Annotated in this window: 13 protein-coding genes and 1 rRNA gene (1 of these 14 cut by a window edge); 6 read left to right on the top strand and 8 right to left on the bottom strand. The window is 38.0% G+C overall.

Translation table 11 applies throughout. The annotated features are described in order from the left end of the window. Positions 1 to 937 (bottom strand): 16S ribosomal RNA (locus PLJ10_08445); it reaches 568 nt to the left of the window's first position. A 24-nt stretch (positions 938 to 961) separates the two neighbouring features. Between PLJ10_08445 and PLJ10_08440 the strand changes: the two genes are divergently transcribed. Next, positions 962 to 1,189: a hypothetical protein gene (locus PLJ10_08440; GenBank protein HOK09676.1), complete on the top strand. Its 228-nt coding sequence runs from the start codon at positions 962 to 964 to the stop codon at positions 1,187 to 1,189. A 239-nt stretch (positions 1,190 to 1,428) separates the two neighbouring features. Here PLJ10_08440 and PLJ10_08435 read toward each other — a convergent pair whose 3' ends face one another. Both PLJ10_08435 and PLJ10_08430 read right to left on the bottom strand, forming a co-directional pair. Continuing rightward, positions 1,429 to 3,345, bottom strand: coding sequence for a hypothetical protein (locus tag PLJ10_08435; GenBank protein ID HOK09675.1), 1,917 nt, complete (start codon positions 3,343 to 3,345; stop codon positions 1,429 to 1,431). An 86-nt stretch (positions 3,346 to 3,431) separates the two neighbouring features. Beyond that, positions 3,432 to 5,369, bottom strand: coding sequence for a hypothetical protein (locus tag PLJ10_08430; protein ID HOK09674.1), 1,938 nt, complete (start codon positions 5,367 to 5,369; stop codon positions 3,432 to 3,434). Between the two features lie 289 nt (positions 5,370 to 5,658). Between PLJ10_08430 and PLJ10_08425 the strand changes: the two genes are divergently transcribed. The 3 genes from PLJ10_08425 to PLJ10_08415 all read left to right on the top strand — a co-directional run bounded on the left by PLJ10_08425 (position 5,659) and on the right by PLJ10_08415 (position 11,372). Next, the gene (locus PLJ10_08425) at positions 5,659 to 8,790 is read left to right on the top strand and encodes an N-6 DNA methylase (protein HOK09673.1); all 3,132 of its coding nucleotides are present in this window, start codon (positions 5,659 to 5,661) and stop codon (positions 8,788 to 8,790) included. Between the two features lie 182 nt (positions 8,791 to 8,972). Next, positions 8,973 to 9,983 carry a GntG family PLP-dependent aldolase gene (locus PLJ10_08420; protein HOK09672.1) on the top strand — a complete coding sequence of 337 codons (1,011 nt, stop codon included), beginning with the start codon at positions 8,973 to 8,975 and terminating at the stop codon, positions 9,981 to 9,983. Positions 9,984 to 9,986: 3 nt separating this feature from the next. Further along, the gene (locus PLJ10_08415) at positions 9,987 to 11,372 is read left to right on the top strand and encodes a hypothetical protein (GenBank protein HOK09671.1); all 1,386 of its coding nucleotides are present in this window, start codon (positions 9,987 to 9,989) and stop codon (positions 11,370 to 11,372) included. A gap of 27 nt (positions 11,373 to 11,399) precedes the next feature. On the opposite strand, the gene PLJ10_08410 is transcribed toward PLJ10_08415, so the two are convergent. From PLJ10_08410 to PLJ10_08390, 5 genes are read right to left on the bottom strand one after another with little or no spacing between them, the layout of a single operon-like run. Continuing rightward, on the bottom strand, positions 11,400 to 11,921 hold the full coding sequence (locus tag PLJ10_08410; protein ID HOK09670.1) for an NYN domain-containing protein: 522 nt from the start codon (positions 11,919 to 11,921) through the stop codon (positions 11,400 to 11,402). A gap of 11 nt (positions 11,922 to 11,932) precedes the next feature. Further along, positions 11,933 to 13,135: an alanine racemase gene (gene alr / locus PLJ10_08405; protein ID HOK09669.1), complete on the bottom strand. Its 1,203-nt coding sequence runs from the start codon at positions 13,133 to 13,135 to the stop codon at positions 11,933 to 11,935. Beyond that, the gene (gene pgsA / locus PLJ10_08400) at positions 13,102 to 13,710 is read right to left on the bottom strand and encodes a CDP-diacylglycerol--glycerol-3-phosphate 3-phosphatidyltransferase (GenBank protein HOK09668.1); all 609 of its coding nucleotides are present in this window, start codon (positions 13,708 to 13,710) and stop codon (positions 13,102 to 13,104) included. The genes alr and pgsA overlap by 34 nt, the downstream gene beginning before the upstream one ends. 38 nt (positions 13,711 to 13,748) lie before the next feature. After that, the gene (locus PLJ10_08395) at positions 13,749 to 14,234 is read right to left on the bottom strand and encodes a helix-turn-helix domain-containing protein (GenBank protein ID HOK09667.1); all 486 of its coding nucleotides are present in this window, start codon (positions 14,232 to 14,234) and stop codon (positions 13,749 to 13,751) included. A gap of 25 nt (positions 14,235 to 14,259) precedes the next feature. Then, complete coding sequence (locus PLJ10_08390) at positions 14,260 to 16,797, bottom strand: DNA translocase FtsK (GenBank protein HOK09666.1); 2,538 nt, start codon at positions 16,795 to 16,797, stop codon at positions 14,260 to 14,262. 283 nt (positions 16,798 to 17,080) lie between these two features. Here PLJ10_08390 and PLJ10_08385 point away from each other — a divergent pair, with 283 nt between their 5' ends. Beyond that, entirely contained in the window at positions 17,081 to 22,462 is a 5,382-nt protein-coding gene (locus PLJ10_08385) for a proprotein convertase P-domain-containing protein (GenBank protein HOK09665.1), read from the top strand. 147 nt (positions 22,463 to 22,609) lie between these two features. After that, positions 22,610 to 23,749 (top strand): DUF5009 domain-containing protein, encoded by a 1,140-nt coding sequence (locus tag PLJ10_08380; GenBank protein ID HOK09664.1) that lies wholly within the window; start codon positions 22,610 to 22,612, stop codon positions 23,747 to 23,749. Positions 23,750 to 23,762: the final 13 nt, after the last annotated feature.

Below are 23,762 nucleotides of genomic sequence, written 5' to 3'. Positions count from 1 at the left end.
GGGCCCCCGTCAATTCCTTTGAGTTTCAGCCTTGCGACCGTACTCCCCAGGCGGTGCACTTAATGCGTTAGCTTCGGCACGGAAGGGGTCGATACCTCCCACACCTAGTGCACAACGTTTAGGGCGTGGACTACCAGGGTATCTAATCCTGTTTGCTCCCAACGCTTTCGAGCCTGAGCGTCAGTAATGCCCCAGAAAGCCGCTTTCGCCACCGGTGTTCCTCAGGATATCTAAGCATTTCACCGCTACACCCTGAATTCCGCTTTCCTCTGGCATACTCAAGCTGGGCAGTATCTAAAGCACTTCTGGGGTTAAGCCCCAGGCTTCCACTTTAGACTTACCCAACCGCCTGCGCTCCCTTTACGCCCAGTCAATCCGAACAACGCTTGGAACCTCCGTCTTACCGCGGCTGCTGGCACGGAGTTAGCCGTTCCTTATTCCTGGGGTACTGTCAAGGACGGGTCATTTCCTACCCGTCTTTTTCATCCCCCAGAAAAGAGGTTTACACCCCGAAGGGCTTCATCCCTCACGCGGCATGGCTGGATCAGGCTTTCGCCCATTGTCCAATATTCCCTACTGCTGCCACCCGTAGGTGTCTGGACCGTGTCTCAGTTCCAGTGTGGCCGACCAACCTCTCAGCTCGGCTACCCATCGTCGCCTTGGTAGGCCGTTACCCTACCAACAAGCTAATGGGGGGCGGACCCATCTTTGGGCGATGCCTTTTGAGCATCTTTCTTTGCCTATTCATATGAAAAGGCAACCACATGCGGTATTAGCACCGCTTTCGCAGTGTTATCCCCCACCCAAAGGCAGGTTATCCACCTGTTACTCACCCGTTCGCCGCTCTAGGGTCCCCGAAGGGACCTTACCGCTCGACTTGCATGTATGAAGCCTGCCGCCAGCGTTCGTTCTGAGCCAGGATCAAACTCTCCATTCAAACTTATTTTAAGGGGTTCGGTTTGTGCCTCACGGCTACCGAGCCTTAAGTTTCGAAGAGTTATTTTCTTGGCCTCCGTTGTCCTTTCGGACGATTGACCGGAGTACTCAAATTCATTTTATTTCGCAAGACCGTTTTGCAACGACATGCATCGTATTCAATTTTCATAGAGCGTATCGTGTCCGTGTCGGTATGGACACTGGTAGAGAGACAGTTTTTGTCTCTTACCCCGTATCATCTCACATATTATAATTTAACTGTGATTGCTTTGTCAAATTGACGGGGATTTTACTCTAAAATACCCCAGTCACTTTTTTAGACAAAGCCACTTTTTATTATAGCATATGTATAACGATTTTTTCAACTTTTTGATAACACTCCCTGAAATCTTTTTTCTTTGGATTTTTTTCAGGGTCATGTTGTTACATTATGCTTTATGAAAAGCGGGGATTATTATAACATAAATATATTTAAAAGTCAAATCGGATTAATCAGTTGAAATAGATACCCCTCATTAAAGATTCAGAATCTCCTGGAAAGGTGAATATTCTTAGAGCGTTATATCCTTTTTTTCGAATCCAAAACGGCACGTGAATATTGTATTTGGTGAAGGGTTCTAATGTCTTTTGTAATGGTTGGATAGTTATTTTTCCGATATAGTTTTTGTTGTTGAAGAATAGGATAATGAAGGTGTCGAATGAATCTAATTCTATAGCGATTTCTTTGTTATTTTTCATTTCGTTGAATTGAACTTCGATGCCGTATTTGGGGACTGAAATTTTTGTGGATTGGTTTGTTGTAACTATTTCTTGAAGTTCGTCGTGGCTCATTTTTTTGAGATTTGGAAATTGGTAACGGTCTTTGTCTATTAGGTATTGGTACATTCCTAAATTCATTTTAACAATGGTTAGCCAACGTTCCCATGAGCATATAGGATTGCGGGTAATAATTTTCAAATAGTCAAAATATTTTGCTAATTGTTCATCTTTTATTTTATTTACATCGCTTCCTGCGGATTCGAGATAGCCTTCTGGGACATATCTTGCGAAATGGCCAATTCGCCATTGGGGACGGTATATTGCTGGGATTCGTGCTAATAGGGGGTCGGAGAGTGCATATTGGTCTACAATGTGTGCAACGGGTCCTGCAAAATACCCGCGATAACCGACACTACCATGGAGTTTTGTTATTCTTTGATTCATTTTTCTATATTGTCTACCCTGGTCGGCAAAGGCGTTACATGGCATAGGTTTGCCTTGTTCCCATTTTGCAAGACTTGCTACTTGGAAATAGAACATTCGCTCATCACCGATGCCGTGATTATCTTTAAAGTTGGATATATCTTTTCCGAATGTAGAATCTGTGCGAATTGGGGCATTGGGTTGTACAAGGCTTGTTATGATGAATATACACATAGCAGGAATTCCGTATTTTAATTTATCCAGGTGTGAGTACTGAACTACAATGATTGTCGCTAAAAGGAATGGAACAGAAAAGAAACGACCACCCATGAAATCACCGCCTATCCAGAGAATATACATGCAATAAAGTAAAAGTCCCAAAGTCATGGGTAATAATTCTTTTTGTCTTCTATAAAATGGAATTATAAGAGCGAGTATTAAAACTAATAGGGTGATGAAGTCGCGTTTCCATGTCCACAGGTAATACCAAACCCCTTGTTTTATCAAATCAATTTTTGCAATACCTGTTCCTAATTTTGCATAGGCAGTATTTGGAAATGGGAAACCATAATAGATAATAGAAAACAACTCCCATAATCCAAGAGGTACAAATCCCAGACAAATAACGATAAAACCGTTTATTTTATTTTCTGTTTTCCACCATGCGAATATTAAAGCGGGTAAATACAATAGAATGCAGTCTTGACGATTTAAGGCTGAAAGGGAGGTTAGGAGAGACAAGAGGAATAAATTGGTAATAGTAAATTGCTGTTTCAGGAATAGAATGAAAAATAAGATGAGTAATACATGGCTCATTGGATTTTCCAAGCCTGATGAGGAGTAATCGATAAATGCTCGTGAAAAGCCTAATATGCTGGCGGAAATAATTGCTTGCGGAATTGTTTTTGCAACTCCAAAAATAAATAAAATTATTGCCATCATTGAAACGGTGAACGAAATAAATATACCTGTTAGAAACATTTCGTGAGTTATTGCATAGAAGGGGATGTGAAGAAACATCCATAATGGGTGGGTATATGCCTGAACACGTTCATTAACATTCCAACGCAATCCATATCCATTGACAGCATTATCTACAGTCCGAAAGGTAATATATGCATCGTCACACAGCCACGCTGTTCGTAAAAATAAAATTGCAAAGAAGAAAAGTATAACGATGTATAATATAATCGCAGTGACTAATGATTTTTTATTTTCAGTTTGCATGAATTAATTACTATGCCTTCTTTTTAATCGTTATATTTGTCTATAAATATTTCTATCGGATTATACTAAATTATAAGCATTGCGAATCATGTGGGCGATAGGCTAATGGTTCTTATCTCTGATTCCAATATTTTATGATATTTCTCGCCAGGGTGTACAAAGATACGGATTTTATCAAATCCTTTTTTACTAATGTTTTTTGGTATTTTGATGGTCTGATTTGGGAATAGAGCGTCTGTATATAATGGTTCTAAAACAATCCGTGATATGTATTCTTTTCCGTTAAAAAATAAGATGTGGTACTTTTCCCATCGTTTCAATTGCATGTCAATCCATTGATTATGTTGAACTTCGCTGAACCTAATTTCCAGACCCCTTTCTGGAATTAAAATCCCGCGATTGGCAGGTAATTTCTCTATTTCTTCTTGCCATTCGTCATAGAGTTTTAATTTTGTGTCGGCAAATTGGTACCTATCATTATCTATTAAATAGGAATAATATCCGAGGTTCATTTTTAATATTACTTTAAATCGCTCCCATGACCATATTGGGTCTCGTGTGATAATTCGTATGTATCTATAATATTGTTCCAAGTTTTCATCTTGTAAATTATAGTGGTCATTTCCAGCGGAGTCGACATAGCCTTCAGGGATATAACGTTTGAAATGTCCTATTGCTATTTTGGGGTGATAAAGAGCAGGGATTCGTGCCAATAGGGGGTCGGAAAGTCCATGATAATCTATAATATGAACAAGTGGACCTGAAAAAAAACTTCGAAACCCGATGCATCCATAAACTTTTGTCATCTTTTGATTTTTTTGTCTATTTTTCCTACCTTCATTAGCCCAGCTAAATGATGGCATAGGTTTTCCTGGTTTCCAATTTAGAAGACTTGACCAACCATAATAATATTTTCGCTCTGTAGTAATCCCATTAACAGAGATGAAACCTCCTTTACTAAAATCGGCACCGGTAAGGATAGGAGTATAAGGCTGTAGTATGCTTGAAATTACAAAAATAGCCGAGGCAGGAATGCCATATTTTATACGGTCTAACCGTGAATAACGAATAATTATAATGGTTGCTAAAAGGAGTGGAAGCGTAAAGAAACGTCCACCCATAAAATCGCCACCTATCCACAAAATATATATACAGTAGAGTAAGAGTCCTAAAATATATGGTGATAATTCTTTTTGTCTGCGGAAAAAAGGAATCATGAAACCAAGAAATAAAACTATAGAAGTGATGCTGTCTTGACGATACGTCCATACATAATATCGTAGTCCTTGAAGGAGTAAATCAACTCTTGCTATTCCAGCCCCTAATTTTGCATAGGCGGTGTTAGGGAAAGGGAAACCATAGTATATAAAAGAAAATATTTCCCAAATGAATAAGGGGATAAAACCTGTACTGATGATAAACAATCCTAACTTTTTATTGTCGGTATTCCACCATGAATACATTAAAAAAGGGATATATACTAAGATGCAATCTTGACGATTTAATGTTGCAAGACAAGAGATAAGGGACAAAACAAAGAGGTTTTGTAAGGTAAACTTCTGTCTAAGAAACAAAGCAAGGAAAAGAACCAACAATAAATGACTCATTGGATTTTCTAAACCAGAAGAAGAGAAGTCAATAAATGCTCTTGAAAAACCTAATATGCTTGCCATAATTAAAACTTGTGCAGTGTTCTGGGCGACAAAAAGAGTAACAAAAATGATGGTCAACATTGAAACTGTAAAAGAAATAAAAATTGGAGTGAGGAACATTTCCTTTGTGAGGAAATAAAAGGGTATGTGAAGAAATAGCCATAAGGGATGTGTGTACGCCTGAACTCGTTCGTTAACATTCCAACATAGCCCATAGCCATTAACAAAGTTATCAATTGTCCTGAAACTAATATATGCATCATCACACAGCCACGCTGTACGTAAAAACAGAATTGCAAAAAAAGTCCAGATGCCAATTAATATAAGGACATAATTTCGTTTGTTTTTTAACATGTCGTTTAAGTATTTCACATAAAGAACTATAGAATTATCGGGTCTATAAAAATCCTTTTATAAATAATAATCAAATTTATAGTTTTATGTAAAGATATAAATTGTGCTTATTTATAGTTTATTTATGGATTTGTGGACAATTTTTGTTAATAATCCCTCATAATCTAACTGTATAAACAAAAAAAACGTGACTGTTATAAGTTATAAAAAAAATTAGACAAATGGATAAATGGATTTGATTTTTTTTAGAGTTTAATTATAAGATAAAACAAAACTTCTATAATTGTAATAACCACGTATCAATATAATGATAAAAAACTATATAAAAGGGATTTTTAATATTTATCATAGGGGAGATGCTACGGAAGAGAGTTTCTATCCGGCGCTATCAAGTTTGTTAGAAAACTATACAAATTCAATTCATAGGTGCGTTTCCATTACACAACTTCCGAAGAGGACAGAAGCAGGATGTCCGGATTTCAGAGTTTGGGATGGCAAACAAAGAATAATTGGTTATATTGAGGCAAAAAATATTATAGAGACAGACCTAACACGAATAGAGAAGACAGAGCAGTTAACAAGATATAGACATGTTTTTCCAAATTTGATATTAACTAATTTTACCGAATTTAGGTTATATAGAAATGGGGAATTAATCGATATGGTTCAGATTGCAGAACCATTTCCTTATCACGTTGATTTTACATTCTCTCCAGGAATTAAAGAGGAAAAACGATTTTATGAAATGCTAAATAAATTCCTATCTTTTTCTATCCCACAAACATATAAAGCAAAGGATTTAGCCACAGAATTAGCAAAACGGACGCAGTTTTTGAAAGAAATTGTATATGAAGAATTAAGGAAATCGCCTGAAGAGAGGAATGAGAGGTTATACGAGTTTTACGATGTTTTTAAGAAGTTCTTGATTAACGATTTAAACCAAATCGATTTTGCAGACCTCTATAGTCAAACGATAGTATATGGTTTATTCGCTGCAAGAACAAGGTCTGAAAATGGATTTAATCGAAAACTTGCATATGACCAAATACCTAAAACAATTGGTATTTTACGTGAAATATTCAGATATATTTCAATGGGTGATATCCCGGCTCAAATGGAGTGGATAGTTGACGACATATCTGATGTTCTTGCAGAATCGAATGTTTTCAGAATACTCGATGAGTATTTTCATCAAAATAAAGGGAGTGACCCAATCGTTCATTTCTATGAAACATTTCTTAGTGAATATGAACCCGAGACAAGAGAAAAAAGAGGGGTTTATTATACACCTGAACCAATAGTTCATTATATCGTTAAGTCAGTAGACGAGATATTAAAATCTCATTTTGGCAAAAAAGATGGTATTGCATCGGAAGATGTAACTATATTAGACCCCTCGGCAGGAACGCTTACATTTTTAGCAGTAGCTGCTAACCTTGCTATTAATAACTTTACCAATAAATATGGCTCGGGTAGTAAAGAACAATTCATAAAAGAGCATATTTTGAATTCTTTCTATGCCTTTGAAATTATGATGGCACCATACGCTATTGGGCATCTTAAAATTTCTTTTCTGTTGGAGGAGATGGGGTACAAACTTCATGATAATGACCGATTCAAGTTTTATCTTACGAACACGCTCGAAATGGAGCCCATAGAACAAACAAGTTTGCCTTACATATCTTCATTGAGCAAAGAGGCAAGCCTTGCCAATGAAGTAAAAAAGACAACGCCGATACTGGTTATTTTAGGGAACCCGCCTTATTCTGGACATTCCGTCAACAAAGGAGAGTGGATAAGCCAAGAAATAAAAATTTACTATCAAATAAATGGAAAACCTCTGGGTGAAAAAAACCCAAAATGGTTACAGGATGATTACGTAAAATTTATTCGGTTTGCACAATGGAAAATTGAACAGTCTGGGGAAGGTATCCTTGCATTTATTACGAATCATAGTTATATTGATAACCCAACCTTCCGGGGTATGAGAAAGTCGTTAATGGATAGTTTTGATGAGGTATATATTCTTGATTTACATGGGAACAGCAAAAAGAAAGAAATATGTCCGGACGGAGGTAAGGATGAAAATGTATTTGATATACAGCAAGGTGTGGCTATAGGCATATTTGTTAGGAAACGGGGTCTGAACAAAAAGGTTTACCATTCTGAAATTTGGGGAATAAGAGAATATAAATATGAATGGTTGAACAACCATTCATTAAACAAAACAAAATGGAAAATACTACATCCTAAAAAAGAAAATTATTTATTCATCCCACGAGACGAAAAGTATTTTAAGAAATACGAGAATTTTACAAAAATAACCGATATATTTCCTGTAAATAGTGTGGGGATCATTACAGCGAGAGACCATCTAACAATTAAATGGTCTAAGGAAGACATGTGGAATACAGTGCTTCATTTTGCAAAACTCGACATAGAAACAGCAAGGAGCGTATTTAGCCTTGGCAAAGACGCCCGCGATTGGAAAATCGAACTGGCACAAAAAGACCTCATCGAGAGCGGTTTGAGTAAGGAGAAAATAGTTCCTATTCTCTACCGTCCGTTTGACGTTCGATATACATATTACACAGGAAAATCACGGGGGTTTCATTGTAGGCCTCGACCCAAAGTAATGAGAAATATGTTGAATGGAAATTTAGGGTTAATTTCTATCCGACGGTCTCGAAGTTCTCAATTATGGAATTTTGCCTTTGTTACAGATACGATTATTTCTGGTGCGACAGCAATTTCAGCATTAGATATTAATTACCTTTTCCCGTTATACATCTATGACGAAAAGGGAACCCGTAATAAACAAAAAAGAAGAGGCATTTCTTCATTAGGGATGACATGGTTACTTTTTGAGCCAGAAGAAAACTATTCAGTGAAAAAACCGAACATCGATGAGAATATAGTAGAAAAATTGAAGACGTTGTACAAAAAGACCCCTACCCCAGAAGACATTTTTTACTATGTCTATGCAGTTTTATATTCAAACATATATCGATCAAAATATAGAGAATTTCTTAAATCTGATTTTCCTCGGATACCTTTTACAAAAACGTTTAGTTTGTTCACAAAAATAGCGAAACAAGGAGAACAATTAACACAGCTCCATCTATGCAAAAAGATAATCACTTCTATTCAACTGCAATTCCAAGGTGAGGGGAATAGCACAATAGAAAAAGTAGAGTATAAAAACAAGAAAATATATATTAATGATAGACAATTTTTTGAGGGTGTAAAAGATGAGGTTTGGGAATATAATATCGGTGGATATCAAGTATTATACAAATGGTTACAAGACCGCAAAGGCCAAAAACTTCAGCTCAAAGATATTAAGCATTTTTGCAATATAGCAGGCATATTAAATGAAACAATGAAGATACAAAAAGAAATTGATAAAATATTTGAAAATATCGATAATGAATTTTGATGTTTAGAAAAATTTTTTTGGCTGTTTAATCATTCATTATTGTGCTTATTCTAATTGTATTGATTTGTACATTTTATTTTTTGTGCGGGATGTTATGTTTTTTCTTTCTTATGAAATTTTTGTTTATCTTCATTTATAATTGTCAGAATATTATTTACGGTATTTATATTCAGGAGTGTTTTATGTTGGTTGATTTACGGAGTGATACGGTTACGCAACCTTCGCCAGAGATGCGTGATGTAATGGCCAATGCGGAGGTTGGTGATGATGTTTATGGAGAAGACCCGACAGTAAATGAGTTGGAATCCTATTCAGCAGAGTTGATGGGCAAGGAATCTGCTTTATTTACCCCGACGGGAACTATGTCAAATCTTATTGCATTTTTAACATTAACTAATCCTGGAGATTCTGTTATTGTTGCGGAACAAGCACACACTATGCATTATGAAGTAGGTGGTATCGCTCGTATAGCAAATTTGCTTCCTTTATCTGTCCCCAATCCGTTGGGGAAAATTAGTGTGGATGATATTCTTGCTCGCTTTAATTCGGGGACAGACATCCATCGAGCACCGACAACCCTGGTATCAATTGAGAACACGGTTAACCGTGGTGGAGGTGTATATTACGATTATGAAGAGGTATCTGCTATTGGTAATATATGTCGTCAATTAGGAATGAAATTACATTGTGATGGGGCTCGAATATTCAACGCTGGTATTGCATGCAATATTGAAGTGAAATTTCTTGCTGAACCATGTGACATGATAAACTTCTGTTTATCTAAGGGGTTAGGTGCTCCAGCGGGCTCTGTTTTATGCGGGACAAAAGAATTAATTATGAAGGCACGGAAGTTTAGAAAGTTACTTGGCGGAGGTATGCGTCAGGCGGGTGTTATTGCCTCTGCGGGTTTATATGCTTTGAAACATCATATTGACGATTTATACAAGGATCATGAACGAGCACTTATCTTCCGTAATACTCTTGAACGTAAAGGTTATGTATTTCCTCTGCCTTCACCGACGAATATCCTGTTTATGAAAGTGCCCGATGCGATGGTATTTCGACAAACACTTTATGAAAAGGGTATTTTTGTGAATGCTGTCCGCAAGGATTGTATACGGATTGTGTTTCATCGTGATATTACAGATGAACAGTTTGAATATATATTAGATACCTTTTCAGGTATGTCTTAACCTATGTTTCTATCGCCGTTTCTTCGAAGATTTCCTTTAATTCGTGCTGTAACAGAACTACATACTGCACCTCGTAAATATCTGGCATTTACTGCATTTAATGTTATATCTTGGCAATGTATTGTAGGTCCTGCTATGGTACTTTTTGCACGCACAATTGGTATGCCAGCAGATAAAGTTGGCTTGCTTATATCGTTCATGCCGTTTACAACTATACTCACTATATTTATGGTGCCCTTAGTCACACGGGTAGGACCTAAAAATCTGATGTTATATACATGGCTTATCCGCAATTTGATTATGTTGCCGATTTTCGCTATGCCATTTGTTATTGCTCACTATGGGAATCAAGCAGGCTGGACATTACTTATTACTCTTACCTTAGGTTTTTGTTTAGCACGTGCATTTGGTTCTGGTGGCTGGTTGCCGTGGTTACATGAGGTTATCCCTTATGAGCAACGAGGACTATATTTTAGTGCTGAGGCGGGCACGGTTCAATTAGTGAATGTTGGGATTTTATTATCACAAGGGTTTTTTTTAGGGAAAAATCCGAATGTAAATCAATTTCTGGTTATTTACGCTGTTGGGATATTCGGTGGCTTACTAAGCCTGTTTTGGATGGCTCGGGTACCTGGTGGGATGGGACAAAAAATATCCATTCAAATGCGTGATTTTTATATGCCTTATACCTATGTATTGAAAGATAAAACATATTTGTTGTTTCTTATCCCTGCTTTCTTTTCGTTAAGTGCAACGAATTGGTTCGGCTCTGTTATTGTGCTATATCTTAGAGATATCCTAAAGTTATCTGAAAAGAATATCCTTATAATAAATTCTGCGGGTAGTTTGTTTATTATGCTTACCGCCCCTGCATGGGGTAGGTATTCAGATTCGTATGGCAGTTCACCTGCTATTCTCCGTGCATTACTTTGCCATGCTCTATTGGTATTGCCTTTTATTGAGTTTATCCCTCGGTATCCTTGGGTATATTATTTAGTTCCTGTGTTGGTTGTATTGATAACAGTGTTTTCTGCAGCATTCTGGACTTCTATTCATCGGGCTATGCTGAACATGGTTCCAGAGAAATTACGTATACCATATACAAATCTTTGGGCAGTTACCTCTGGATTATCATTAGGGATAACGCCAGTACTTGCAGGGCAAATTATACGACGATGGGACTGGCACGGATTTCAATTTTGCTTTATAACAAGTGGGGTGTTGTGTCTTATATGTGCTGGACTATGTTACATTACCATCAAGGAACAAAAGCCATTGGCTCAACCACCCCTACTAAAATTCCTTAATCCCAGAGCGACATTCACTGCTGTGCTTGAAGGGTTCTCAATTAGTTTTGGTTTTCCGATGAATAGAAATGATAAAGAATAGTAATATTCTTACTGAATTTATAATCTCTCACTTATCTTTATTCTGGATTTTTGTAAGAAAGGGCAGTAATTTTTCACGAAGTGGTGTATCAATAGGAGGGGGTGGTGGTGTATATTTATGTTGGATAGTAATAGAGTGTTGTATCTGACTAAAATATTTTAGGAACCGTTCGGGACGCATTACATAAACTCCCATTCCGATGCAGGTTTCTCTTAGTGTATGGTCGCACGAGACAACAAAAGTATTCTCTTTTTCTGTTTCTCTATAAACATAATGTTCTATTACGCTATCTGCATCGGAGCCCCGTGGCGAAAATAAAATCTGAACAGAGGCAATGGTTTTTGAGTTTTTGCTATGTGTTAGATTTTGCTGTTCATGGGAAGCACCATCAAAGACTACTGTAATTTTACTTCCAGATATGGCTGAAAATTCTTGTAGAAGATGTATTAATTTTTCTCGTTCCTGTTCAAGGTCATTGTATTTCGTTTTCTTGTGCTGATGTAGGACATGGAGTAAATTATAACCATCGATGTAGTAATGATACGTCATCGGTTCTCTTTCTATGAATGGGAAGGGCGCTCTTCATTGATGTAAATACGGTGGACCCGATTTCCAATGCCTGTAAGAACATCGTATGTAATCGTTCCTGCACGTGTTGCGAATTCTTCTACGGTAATTTCTTCGTTGCCATCTTTACCAATCAGAGTTGCGGTATCTCCTCGTTTTACCGTTCGAGGTGTTTTTAATTCAACAACAATCTGGTCCATAGAAACATTTCCACGTACGGGACATCGGCACCCATGTATAAGCACTTCTCCACCATTTGATAATTGAGAACGGAACCCATCTGCGTAGCCCACAGGTAAGATTGCGACATCCATATCATGTGTAGCGGTAAAGGTTCTACCATAGCCAATGGTATTGCCTGCATTCAATGTCCGTACTTGAATTACTCGTGTTTCCCAACGAAGAATTGGTTTTAATATATCTTTGTCCTTGATTTTTTTTGTTGGCCAGATACCGTATGTCATTAGTCCTGGGCGAACTGCATCAAAATGACTTTTTGGATAATTTATTATTGCAGGCGAATTTGCAGCATGAGCAAATTCATAAGGAATACCGTTATTTTCAAATTCATTTAGGAGTTTGGAGAAGATACGAATCTGATTGATGGTAAAGGCATCATTTTCTTCATCAGCACAAGGGAAATGCGTGGCAATTCCTTCCAAATCGATGTGAGGCAGATGAACTACTTTTCTTATTTCTGTTATTGCCGTGTCTATATTAAATCCCTGTCGTCCCATGCCTGTATCAATTTTACAATGAACAGGAACCGTAACTCTCGCTCGAACTGCCAACTCTGATATTTTTTTCAAAATATCGGCTTCAGAAATTAATTGTGTTAACTGATAGTCAATAATGGCAGACAACTCATCTTCATAGGGTTGGAGTAGAACGAGGATAGGTATCTTTATACCATTTTCACGCAACTTAATTCCTTCTTCTATGTTAGCTACTGCTAACATATTGACACCCCACGCTTCAGCACATTTTGCAATCGGAATGACACCATGTCCATAAGCATTTGCTTTGACAACTGCGATTATATGGACATGGGAACCTACAAGGTTCCGCACTACCTGCACGTTATGGCGATAGGCATCTAAATCGATGATAGCTCGGGACATGGCTGTATTATTACCGTTTTCATAGGTTGTGTCTTTATTATTTAATCTAATCGAAGACTTTGCCAGTTCTTCCATATCAGTTCAAATCCAGAATAAAGGGTATAAAAAGAAACGAAAATAATAGCAATTAAGGAGGCCTGTGCCAACCATGGGTCACCCCATTGTATCATATCTTCTGGGATACATGGTAAGGGCACATCTAAAAGGAACCTCCGAGTAGTTGCCAGAAGTAGAAACACAAAAACATATACCATTTGTAATACTGTTTTTAATTTGCCCCATGGGTCTGCGGGAATAATATTTCCATCTGCTGCGGCAAGAGCACGAATACCAGTCACTAAAAATTCTCTTGCAAGAATAACGACAACACACCATCCGGGAATTTTTAGTTCTTCCAGTTTCATCATCATAATAAACGCAGCAACCATGAGCACCTTGTCAGCAACAGGGTCTATCAATTGTCCAAATTTTGTAACGCTCTTTGTCTGTCGGGCAATTTTTCCATCCCAGTAGTCCGTGATAGCTGCACAGGTAAATGTTACATAGGCTAAGGAGAAGCTAATCCAATGAGTAAAGGACATGAAAACTACAAATACAATAGCAAGGAAACAACGGGCAATGGAAAGCTGATTTGGTAAATTTATGTTCATAGCACTGTCGGTTTCTCACACATAATTTTAATAAAAATTTAAAAATCTTCTTCAAAATGGATAGCGGGAGCCTCAACGGTACTTGCATTCGCTTTGGTTGATGGTGCTTCACGTATTGATTGTGTAAAGAAATTGTATACGAACCATGATAAAATCAATACAGATAAAACAATGCTCCATGTAATAACAGGTTCCAACCATGAAGGTAAAATAATAGGTTCTTCGCGAGATATTACATTTTTACCCGCGGTTTTCGAAGGAGCATCTGTAGAGCGTTGCATCCTGAGCCATTCGAGATAAACATCATAATAAGGACGTGGGTCAATATTTAAATAATGGCAATAGGATTCTAAAAATGCTCGGACATTAGGATTACGAGTTAGTACATTAAAATTTTGTTCTTCAAATGCAACGATATATTGGATAGGAACGCGGGTCTGTTCAAAGACCTGTTGAACCGTCAAGCCTAATGTTTCCCGACGTTCCTTTAATTTCAGCCCAAATTTGTTTTTTAATTTTTCCATATTCCGACTTCCTCATCGGAAGAGTTTATACTAACACACCATTTCCATCGTCATCATCTTCATTATAATAATTTTCATTATCTATTATCTCATTTCCATCTGTGGGAGAAAACCCGATTATTTCTCGTGGTTTGCTCCCGCGATGTGGACCTACAATTCCACGCTGTTCCATCAAGTCGATTAGATGACCAGCACGTGCATATCCAATCCTCAGCCTTCGCTGAAGCAGTGACACTGACGCTTGTTTTGTCTCACGAACGACTCGGACCGCTTCTTCAAATAATGGGTCTTCGCCGTCCATATCAAAGTCATTTTCTTTTCTTATCCGATTACCGGAACCAATGCTATTAAGATACTGCGGTGGTGCCTGTGATTTCAAATAATTTACTAAGGATTCTATTTCTTCATCGCTTACAAATGCACCCTGAATCCGCATAGGTTTCGGTAACCCAGCATTATGGTATAACATATCCCCATGTCCAATCAACTTTTCTGCTCCGATAGTATCTAAAATGCAACGGGAGTCAACTCGTGATGAAACTTGAAAAGAGATTCGGGCGGGAAAATTTGCTTTAATCACACCTGTAATAACATCCACAGAGGGGCGTTGTGTAGCCACAATAAGATGTATTCCTACTGCACGTGCTAATTGAGACAGACGAGCAATTGCACTTTCCACTGCAGCACGCTGTAACATCATCAAATCAGCTAATTCATCAATAATACAAACAATATGTGGGAGTTTACGGGGTTCTTCATCTTCCTTATCATTATCAAACAAGTCATCTTGATTTTTCTTGAATAATTCTAATTGCCCCTTATCTATATTTTGATTATAGATTTCAAGGTTTCGGGTATTGGTGTTAGCAAATAAATTGTATCTTCGTTCCATCTCTTTAACAAGTATTTCAAGGGCTTCGCCTGCTTTTTTCGCATCAGTTACCACAGGTTCCAATAGATGCGGGATATCATTAAATATTGAGAATTCCACCATCTTTGGGTCGATTAATACTAATCTTAGTTCTTCAGGAGTGTATTGAAATAATAGGCTTGCTAAAAGTGCCTTTACAAAAACTGTTTTCCCTGAACCAGTCGCTCCTGCAATAAGAAGATGTGGCATTTGTGTAAGGTCAACAACTTTCACTTCTCCTGCGATATCTTTCCCTAATGGTAATTTTAATCTTCCCTGATGTTTATGTATTGCTGGACTTTCCAACAATTCACGGAGCAAAACTTGTTCGCGAACCAGATTTGGCACCTCAATACCAACTTTGCCTTTCCCAGGGATAGGGGCTTCAACACGAACTCGGTCTGCTTTTAATGAGAGAGTAATATCATCTGCATGGGATGAGAAAAGGGTAACACGAACTCCGGGCTCCGGCTCTAATTCAAATCGGGTGATTGTGGGTCCACGTGTAATCCCTGTAACACGAGCCTTTACGCCAAACCGCTCTAATGTGTCTATAAGTTTTCTGGCTCGTTCTTGAATCTGGTCGTTGTAATCTGGAATCTGTAATGGAATAGGCTCATCCAATAGACTTAACGGCGGTTTAGTATATTTTTTAGGATAATCTTTTTGTGGTGCTTTGCTCGGAGAAACTTCCTTTTTTGGTTCTGAAGGACGAACTGGACGTATAGGTTCATTAGGTACGCCCGTATTGAATGGCAATAGAACTTCTTTTTTTTCATCCTGAAGTGGCGAAACCGATAGTCTTTTATTCTCTGTAAAGGATGGGGTCTCATTCACAGCCACACGAGTTTCCTGCAAATGTTCTTGTGTATCAGATGAAGATAACTTCGTCTTAGAAAAATCAATTACATCACAGGATGGATTCTCTGAAACATCCAAGATTGGCACTTCTGGGAGAAGAGATTTTTCTCTATTTTTTGTTTCTTCATGTTGCCAAGGGAGAGTCAATTGTAAAGATGAAGTATCTGTTGTAGTATCAATTTGTTTTGCTTTGCTTCTTTTCTTAAATACATCGTTTATCTTACAAACAGCAAATGCATTGAATTTAAATATGGCAGTAACTAATTGTACAGCCGAAAAAACAATCCATAAGGCAAACCAATCCAATGATAAAAATATACCTGCTAATACCAACATAAATGAAACAACTAAACTTGGGATTAACCCAAAATACTTTAATATGTCGTTAATCACTACCCCGATAGCCCCGTCAGAATGATAACTACCCGTTTGGTAGTAGAAATAAGCCTGAATAAAACTAACTAAACCTAAAAGTAAAATAAAAAGTCCTGTAACACTCTGAATTATAGAAAAGCTTCGTGTCGACCCCCATAACACAATTAACCAGAGGAAGGGAATAATATAGATAGCATGGATTGCAGGACCAAAAAATACTCTTAATATGTTAACAAAACGTTGGAGGAAAGGTTGATTTATTGAAATTAAAGGATTTTCTGAAGAGGTAACCCTTTTTGTTCTCTCTATAACGTATGAATAATCCTGTATAACCGTTAAAAATATAACAGCACTGATAAGTGCAAAAACGATTGTGCATACCATTTTCTTCGTGAACGTATTTTTTTGGTAAAACATAAACAAGTCCTTATGCTATACAATATATAGTATACGATAACTTGTATATTATCACAAAAATAATCAGTTGTCAACTAAAATTTGACTTTTATTAATCATTTAAATCTTATAAAACGTTTTAATTTTCAGTTTTTTTATTTTTCACTACTATATTGTCATTGTAGTAAAACGAAATAAAACATACCAGCAGTCAAGTTATAAAATGAAGGTTTTTTTTGGTGACATATTTTAGATATATGCTATAATTTATATAAAAGAAAATAGTAAACTTAAAGAGGTAGAAATGGCGCGAAGGAATGCAATTTTAATATTTCTATTGTTCCTATTCCCTTGTTTATGTTTTTCAGACATTCCCCGAATATTATATGTAGGTGATAGTTGGACGTATTATCCCTGGGCATTGCAGGATCCGCCAGCATTGCGTTCGGTCTTACTCCGCCCAGAGATGGTACAGCAATTAGGGGGAAGGTATATTGAGGTTGGCGACATTGCTTTACATGGAGCAACGGCTGGAGATTGGGACACGGACAATTTAAAAGCGGAGATAACTCAGAAGTTAAACGAATATCCTACGATTGATATTGTTCATATTAGTTTGGGTGGAAATGATATTAATGTTGGCTGGAAATATCACTATTCATGGGAACAAACGAATGCTGTAATTGACACCGCTATTCAACATTTAAGGAACGTTATTCAACACTGTTTAAGTGTGCGACCCAATGTCCGTGTTGCTATTTGTGGATACGATTATTTGAATATATCCGAAGGCTATACATGGGGAACATATACGAATCCCTATAATCCCTTTGATATAACTATTTATGTTGCGAGTGTGGAACAGCCAACTCAATTAGCATTATGGCTTTGGGAAGTGCCTGTTATCGTGTTTAACCCTCAGTATCCATGGTTAGGTTGGACAACTATCCAGCAGGTGGGTGAGTATCAGCGTCATGTGAATGATGTGTTTATAGAATTAGAACGACGCAAGAAGGACCTTGCATTGAGTATGGACCGTGTTGCCTATATTCATAGTTTTGGGACTATGCAGGCGAGGATGGGAATTCCAAGTTTAGGAATAGGGCAAAATTATTCCGTTTTGCCTCAGGGTCCCAATGAAGGATATGGAAATTTTCCAGCGGGTTATAGGGATTTGTTTAGTCCTCGTCAAGCAATGGGAGCCAATAATAAAAACGAGTTGGATCCTATTCATTTGAATGCACAGGGTTATATTTATCTTATGGAGAATGCTGTGGCTCAGGTTTATGGTGCATGGCTAAAAGATTCAGACCCTCCTTTTGTAGATGCTATTCAGATAGTCTCGGATAATCCTCCATCTGGTGATACAGTTGCATTTCAAGTGAAGTTTTCAGAATCGGTTCGCGGAGTAGATACAGGTGATTTTCGATTGGATGTTCGTGGAGATGTTCATGGGGCGGAAATTCTCCGTGTAGAAGGAGGGGGTGATTTGTATACTGTATTTGTTTCAACACCTTCGGGAAATGGTTCTTTGAGTATTGACCTGATAGACAACGATACGATATATGACAATGTTTGGAATCCTTTGGCAGGGATGGCAGATGGAACATTTATTTATGGCGAATATTATACAATTGGAACAGGAGTTGGTGGAGGAGGCGATATCCCTAATAATTGTCCTTTGTTGCCTATTTTAGATGAACAGGGAAGGGCTTTGTATCCTTATTTGGGTGTATTCTGGGAATTTGGGGATATTGATAACAATGGCATGTTAGATGCATGGGAAGTAGGTCCCTTAGCAGAAGTATATTGTAATCCTACTCATCCCCTTTATTCAGAATTGTTAAATGCATATAACACCACTTTGAGGGGTATCCGTTCTGAACCAGCTTATGCCAGTTTGCTCCAACCTGTAGAACATCTGGTTACTGCTCTTTTATTATTGGATTCTTCCATGTGTTCTGCAGTTAAAAATGGATTGAGTGCTGTTTTAACCAAGCCTTATATACCTTTTGTTATCAATCGTTTCGGGATATGGATCGAACCTTTTAATCCTAATACTGATATTGATTTAGATGGGCTTAGTAATCGACAGGAATATCAGGAAGTTATGGATGCTGGCTTACCTTTTGCAGTTCGTGAGAATTATATAATAGCCGTGCTTAATCCGAAATGTCCAGAGGGAATTAAATCTGAATTTGCTGAATCGTTAAAGTATTTATATGAACTTCGTATTAATATTCCCTTCATGTCTCCTATATGTCTTGTATGTAAAGACCCCTATACTACAGATCTGGATGGCAATCAGATAATTGATTATGCACAGGCTCTACTTGAAGATTTAATATTAGCCTGTCAGACCACACTCCACTATGATATTGTTGCCAGTGCTTATATTCATAATAATATTGCTATTAAAGTGTATCTAAATCGATTATGGGACGGATTATCACGGAAGTATTGGAATTTGCCAGTTGAACAAGGCATTGGATTGGTGGTGGATTTAGGGAAAGTAGAAAAAGCCTTAACAGGATTATTGACATTAGGAGAGCCTTCAAGCCTTGCTGTGGTTAAAGCGATATTTGATGGTGCCAATGCATATTTAAATACGGAAGACCGCATTAATGTAAATGTGGCGGATTTTAATACAAGTGCATCTACGGTGTTAGGTGCTACAGGTGATGCGGATGATGATGGCGTATGTAATCTATCTGAGTACAACGCGGTCTCCCATGACTTGGCAGGGTTGGCTTCCTTTGTTGCACATGCTTTAAATCCGTCCGTCCGTGATAATGGTGGAGGTTGCGATGGTGTAGAGTCAAATAATGGTGAGGAACCGACACAATGCCCATTAATATCTATTGTTGATTTGGAAGGGCAGGCTTTATATTCACTGTTCCCTGAATTAGGTTCATGGGCTAATGGGGATTGGGATGGAAACGGGATGAAAGATAGTTGGGAATCTGCTCTGCTGGCGGATGTTTTATGTGATACTACGTATTACCTGAATTATCCTGCGAGGCAAAAGTATACGGGAAATCTTTACCGATTGAGGAATGATTCCACGTATTCAATTATTCGCGATTATGAGCATGTATTGGCAGTTCTTATGACTATTAGTCAGAGCCTTGCGGATAAAATTACAAAGACGTTAGGTTTATCGGGGTTTTACTATTCATTTAAGATGCCTCCTGTAGATGGTGAAGAGTCGTGTGGTCCTGGTGGAGACCCTGATAGTGACCAGTTATCCAATAAAATAGAGTATAACTATGTAATTGGCAAAGGAGGTACGCGAGAGGAGTATGTTTATCAAGCAAAGACACCTGCGGGCGGATTTAATGTAGACCGTTGCCCAGGATTGTGCGAACCGAATCAGCCCATCTGTGAACCTGTCGATTTCGATTCACTAATGCGAACATTGCAAAAGCGGATACGGGAACTGGGCTTTGAATCGCAATTAGGAGGGTATTCGTTTGACCCAGGAAGCACAGATATTAATGGAGGATATGATGAACAGGCATTATTAATATTTCCTAATGGGATATTGGATAGCGATGAATTTGCCTTAATCAATTTCTACATGACGCGTTCTGAATTAAATCCTATATCGCAACACGTATGTAACGGCTGGAACCGTAATGTATCGCAAATGTATAGTGATTTAGGTGGGGCTTCTGGTCTTATTAATATATTAGCACCAGAATTACACAAAGTATTAGCAGGGTATATGTTGTTAGGAGATGATAATTCTGTATCTGTCCCTATCAAGGCGATATCAACAGCTGTAAACGCACAGGGGATTGACCTCGGTGTGCATATCCCCGATTTGTCGAATTATACCCGATTACCTCATATCCTTGCTTATAATGCAGACCCAGATGGAGATGGTTATTCTAACTTGGAGGAATATCAATGTTTCCGTTTGCGTAGTCGTTGCTGTTATTTACAAGGAGTAACTCGTTCAGATTGGTATCCTTCACCCGAGCAATGTATCGAATTGGAGGGTGAAGGTGAAGAAGAAGGAATTATTGAAGGATTTGTAGAAGGAGAAGGAATTGTTGAAGGAATAAACGAAGGAACAGTTGAGGGAGAAGGAGTCGTAGAAGGGGCAGAGGAAGGAGAGCCTATTAATCCTTGTGCTATAGAACCCTGTTCTATAGTTTGTGGGAATACAGAGCCTATCATGTCTGACTTTGAGTCTGCTTTGGTGTCTATTTATCAGAATCCACTGGTCAATAAAGACCCTGAAATTTCAGATTTAGATGGTAATGGCATTATTGACCGCACCCATGCGAAACTTGTTGATGCAGTACTTGGAAATCCATTTCTTCCTAATCATTGTTGTGTCCGTTCTGCATACGAGACCAACCTGCTACTAACAGAAGAATGGGCGGATGAGGTGCAATCGGTTCAGCCTGTTTTATTCCTCATCATTCCCCGTGATATTGCGGTTCTGGCTATCGCAGGACTTATGACGTTAGGTGAGGAAGCAACAATACGGATTATTACCGATGAACTTGAAAACTCGTCTATTCCGATTCCTGTTCCTGATATAAATGCTTTTGACCGTTCTTCAGAAAGATTTCTGGCTTATAATGGAGATGCAGACTTAGATGGAATTTGTAATTTAGGGGAATATAATGCTGTTGCCACAGAAATTAATGGGGCAGACATTTTTATTACAAATGCTTTAAATCCACAAATAACTTATGATGGAGGTGGTTGTCCTCCATGCATAGAAGGTGAAGGAATAGTGGAGGGGAACCTGGAAGGGGTTATAGAAGGAGGTAATGAAGGAGATAATGAAGGGACAGCCGAGGGAAGTTCCGAAGGCACAAATACAAATGAAGGAGAAGGAATCTCTGAAGGGAGCATAGAAGGGGAAGGAACTGTTGAAGAAGGGGAAATTGAATGTATACAATTTTATCCTTTTGATACGCCTCAGACAATCAGGGATGCAGAAAAGACTATATCACATATTTATGTTGATAAGAATTTTATAATTGAAGATATTGAAATTGGAATTTATGTTATTCATGAGTCGTTGGATCAATTAACTATCTGGTTAGAATCACCACAAGGAGATAGAATATACCTTGCATCCCGCGTAGGTGGCTCATTAAATAGTGCTTATGAAAAAGTGATTTTTGACGACTCGGCTGAACACTCCATAAGTGAAGGGACACCTCCGTTTACAGGGCGATTTAAGCCATTCCAACCGCTATCACCTCTAATCGGCAAGAACGGGATGGGCACATGGAAATTGGTTATATTTGATTGGGTAAGTGGTAAAAGCGGTAGACTTATTGAATGGCGAATAGTTTTCAATCGCTCCTGCGAATTTGAATGGAATACAGGGAATGTTGGAGATGGACGAATATGGCATTCTGCAGATACAAATCATGATTGGAAAATTCAGTTGACAGAACTATTGAGAGTAATACAGTTGTTTAACTCCCGAGGTTTCCACATAGAGGAAGGGACGGAGGATGGTTATGCGCCAGGTTTGGAGGGGTCAAAGGATGGATTACCTCATCACAGCGATTACAATCCGCAAAACTGGCAAATTGAACTTGCAGAATTGTTACGATTAATTCAGTTTTTTAACTATTCTGAAGGCTACTCTCAAGCGCCAGGAAGTGAAGATGGATTTAATCCTGGCACCTCAGGCTTACGTCCTATGTGAGAAAACAAATAACAATATTTCCTAATATTCTCTTGTATAATTCCCATTAATCTGCGGGATTTTCTGTTTGAGGTAATGAATCTCTATTTTTAGTTATAATCAAACCTATCTTTATTTAACTATAATATTTATATTAGAGGACTTTTTATGAATAGCAATTCTAAAAATAATGTATATGAAGATAAGAAAATGAATGAAACTGGAGTTGCGGTATCTATTCCGCGTGTGCTTGCCGTTGATGCGTTGCGTGGGTTTGATATGTTCTGGATTATGCAGGGGAAAGAGGTTATAGTTAGCTTGATTATTTTATGTTTGGGTAGTGTCCCGCCATGGTTGCAGTATCAATTGTCCCATCCTGAATGGGAAGGATTTTCGGCATGGGATATGATTATGCCTCTTTTTCTTTTTATTACGGGGGTTACTATCCCATTTTCTATGGAAAAATATATTTCTGGTAGTGGCAATAAAAGGAAGTTGTTTTTGCGTCTTGGACGTCGCATATTACTTTTATGGATTTTAGGCATGATTGCACAGGGGCATTTACTCTCATTTGACATTAATAAATTGCATTTTTTTAGCAATACGTTACAAGCCATTGCGGTGGGCTATCTTGTATCGTCTCTTGTATTGTTATATATTCCTCTCCGTTTTCATGTATTGGTTACAGTGATTTTGCTTGTAATATATTGGTTATGGATGATGTTTATTCCTTTGCCTGGTGTCGGAGTAGGTGTTCTCCAACCAGAACAGAACTGGGCTATGTATATCGATGAACTTGTTTTGGGTCGATTTCGTGATGGCACACATTATACGTGGGTATTAAGTAGTTTGGGGTTTAGTGCGTCTGTTATGTTAGGGACGCATGCGGGGTATATTATTCATAATTCTCAAAATCGTTGGAAAGCATTTTTTACCCTTACTGTTGTCGGTATTATTTGTCTTTTGGTGGGCTGGCTTTGGTCTTTTCATTTCCCCATTATCAAACATATCTGGACAAGTTCGATGGTTTTGTGGGCTGGTGGTTGGTCATTTTTGTTATTGGCTCTTTTTTATGTTGTGATGGAAATTGGCGATATAAGAGCATGGGCATTCCCGTTTGTTGTTATTGGGTCTAACGCCATCATTGCCTATATGGGAGCACCATTTCTGGAAGAAGGAATACTATGGTTAACAGGAGGGAAATTACCCCCATTTGCGATTCAACATATTTTGCCATGGGTTGTATTGCTGGTTTCCTGGTTTATTCTTTATTTCTTATATAAAAAGAAGTGGTTTTTACGGGTATAGTTACTCTGTCCTA

The organism is Candidatus Hydrogenedens sp. (assembly GCA_035361075.1).
GTDB lineage: Bacteria > Hydrogenedentota > Hydrogenedentia > Hydrogenedentales > Hydrogenedentaceae > Hydrogenedens.
This window is presented reverse-complemented; position numbering and strand designations above follow the sequence as displayed.

Excerpts from the sequence above, each read along its gene's own strand:
- alr (HOK09669.1), bottom strand. The coding sequence starts at position 13,135 with ATGGAAGAACTGGCAAAGTCTTCGATTAGATTAAATAATAAAGACACA.
- pgsA (HOK09668.1), bottom strand. The coding sequence starts at position 13,710 with ATGAACATAAATTTACCAAATCAGCTTTCCATTGCCCGTTGTTTCCTT.
- PLJ10_08395 (HOK09667.1), bottom strand. The coding sequence starts at position 14,234 with ATGGAAAAATTAAAAAACAAATTTGGGCTGAAATTAAAGGAACGTCGG.
- PLJ10_08425 (HOK09673.1), top strand. The coding sequence starts at position 5,659 with ATGATAAAAAACTATATAAAAGGGATTTTTAATATTTATCATAGGGGA.
- PLJ10_08390 (HOK09666.1), bottom strand. The coding sequence starts at position 16,797 with ATGTTTTACCAAAAAAATACGTTCACGAAGAAAATGGTATGCACAATC.
- PLJ10_08420 (HOK09672.1), top strand. The coding sequence starts at position 8,973 with ATGTTGGTTGATTTACGGAGTGATACGGTTACGCAACCTTCGCCAGAG.
- PLJ10_08435 (HOK09675.1), bottom strand. The coding sequence starts at position 3,345 with ATGCAAACTGAAAATAAAAAATCATTAGTCACTGCGATTATATTATAC.
- PLJ10_08385 (HOK09665.1), top strand. The coding sequence starts at position 17,081 with ATGGCGCGAAGGAATGCAATTTTAATATTTCTATTGTTCCTATTCCCT.
- PLJ10_08415 (HOK09671.1), top strand. The coding sequence starts at position 9,987 with ATGTTTCTATCGCCGTTTCTTCGAAGATTTCCTTTAATTCGTGCTGTA.
- PLJ10_08380 (HOK09664.1), top strand. The coding sequence starts at position 22,610 with ATGAATAGCAATTCTAAAAATAATGTATATGAAGATAAGAAAATGAAT.
- PLJ10_08410 (HOK09670.1), bottom strand. The coding sequence starts at position 11,921 with ATGACGTATCATTACTACATCGATGGTTATAATTTACTCCATGTCCTA.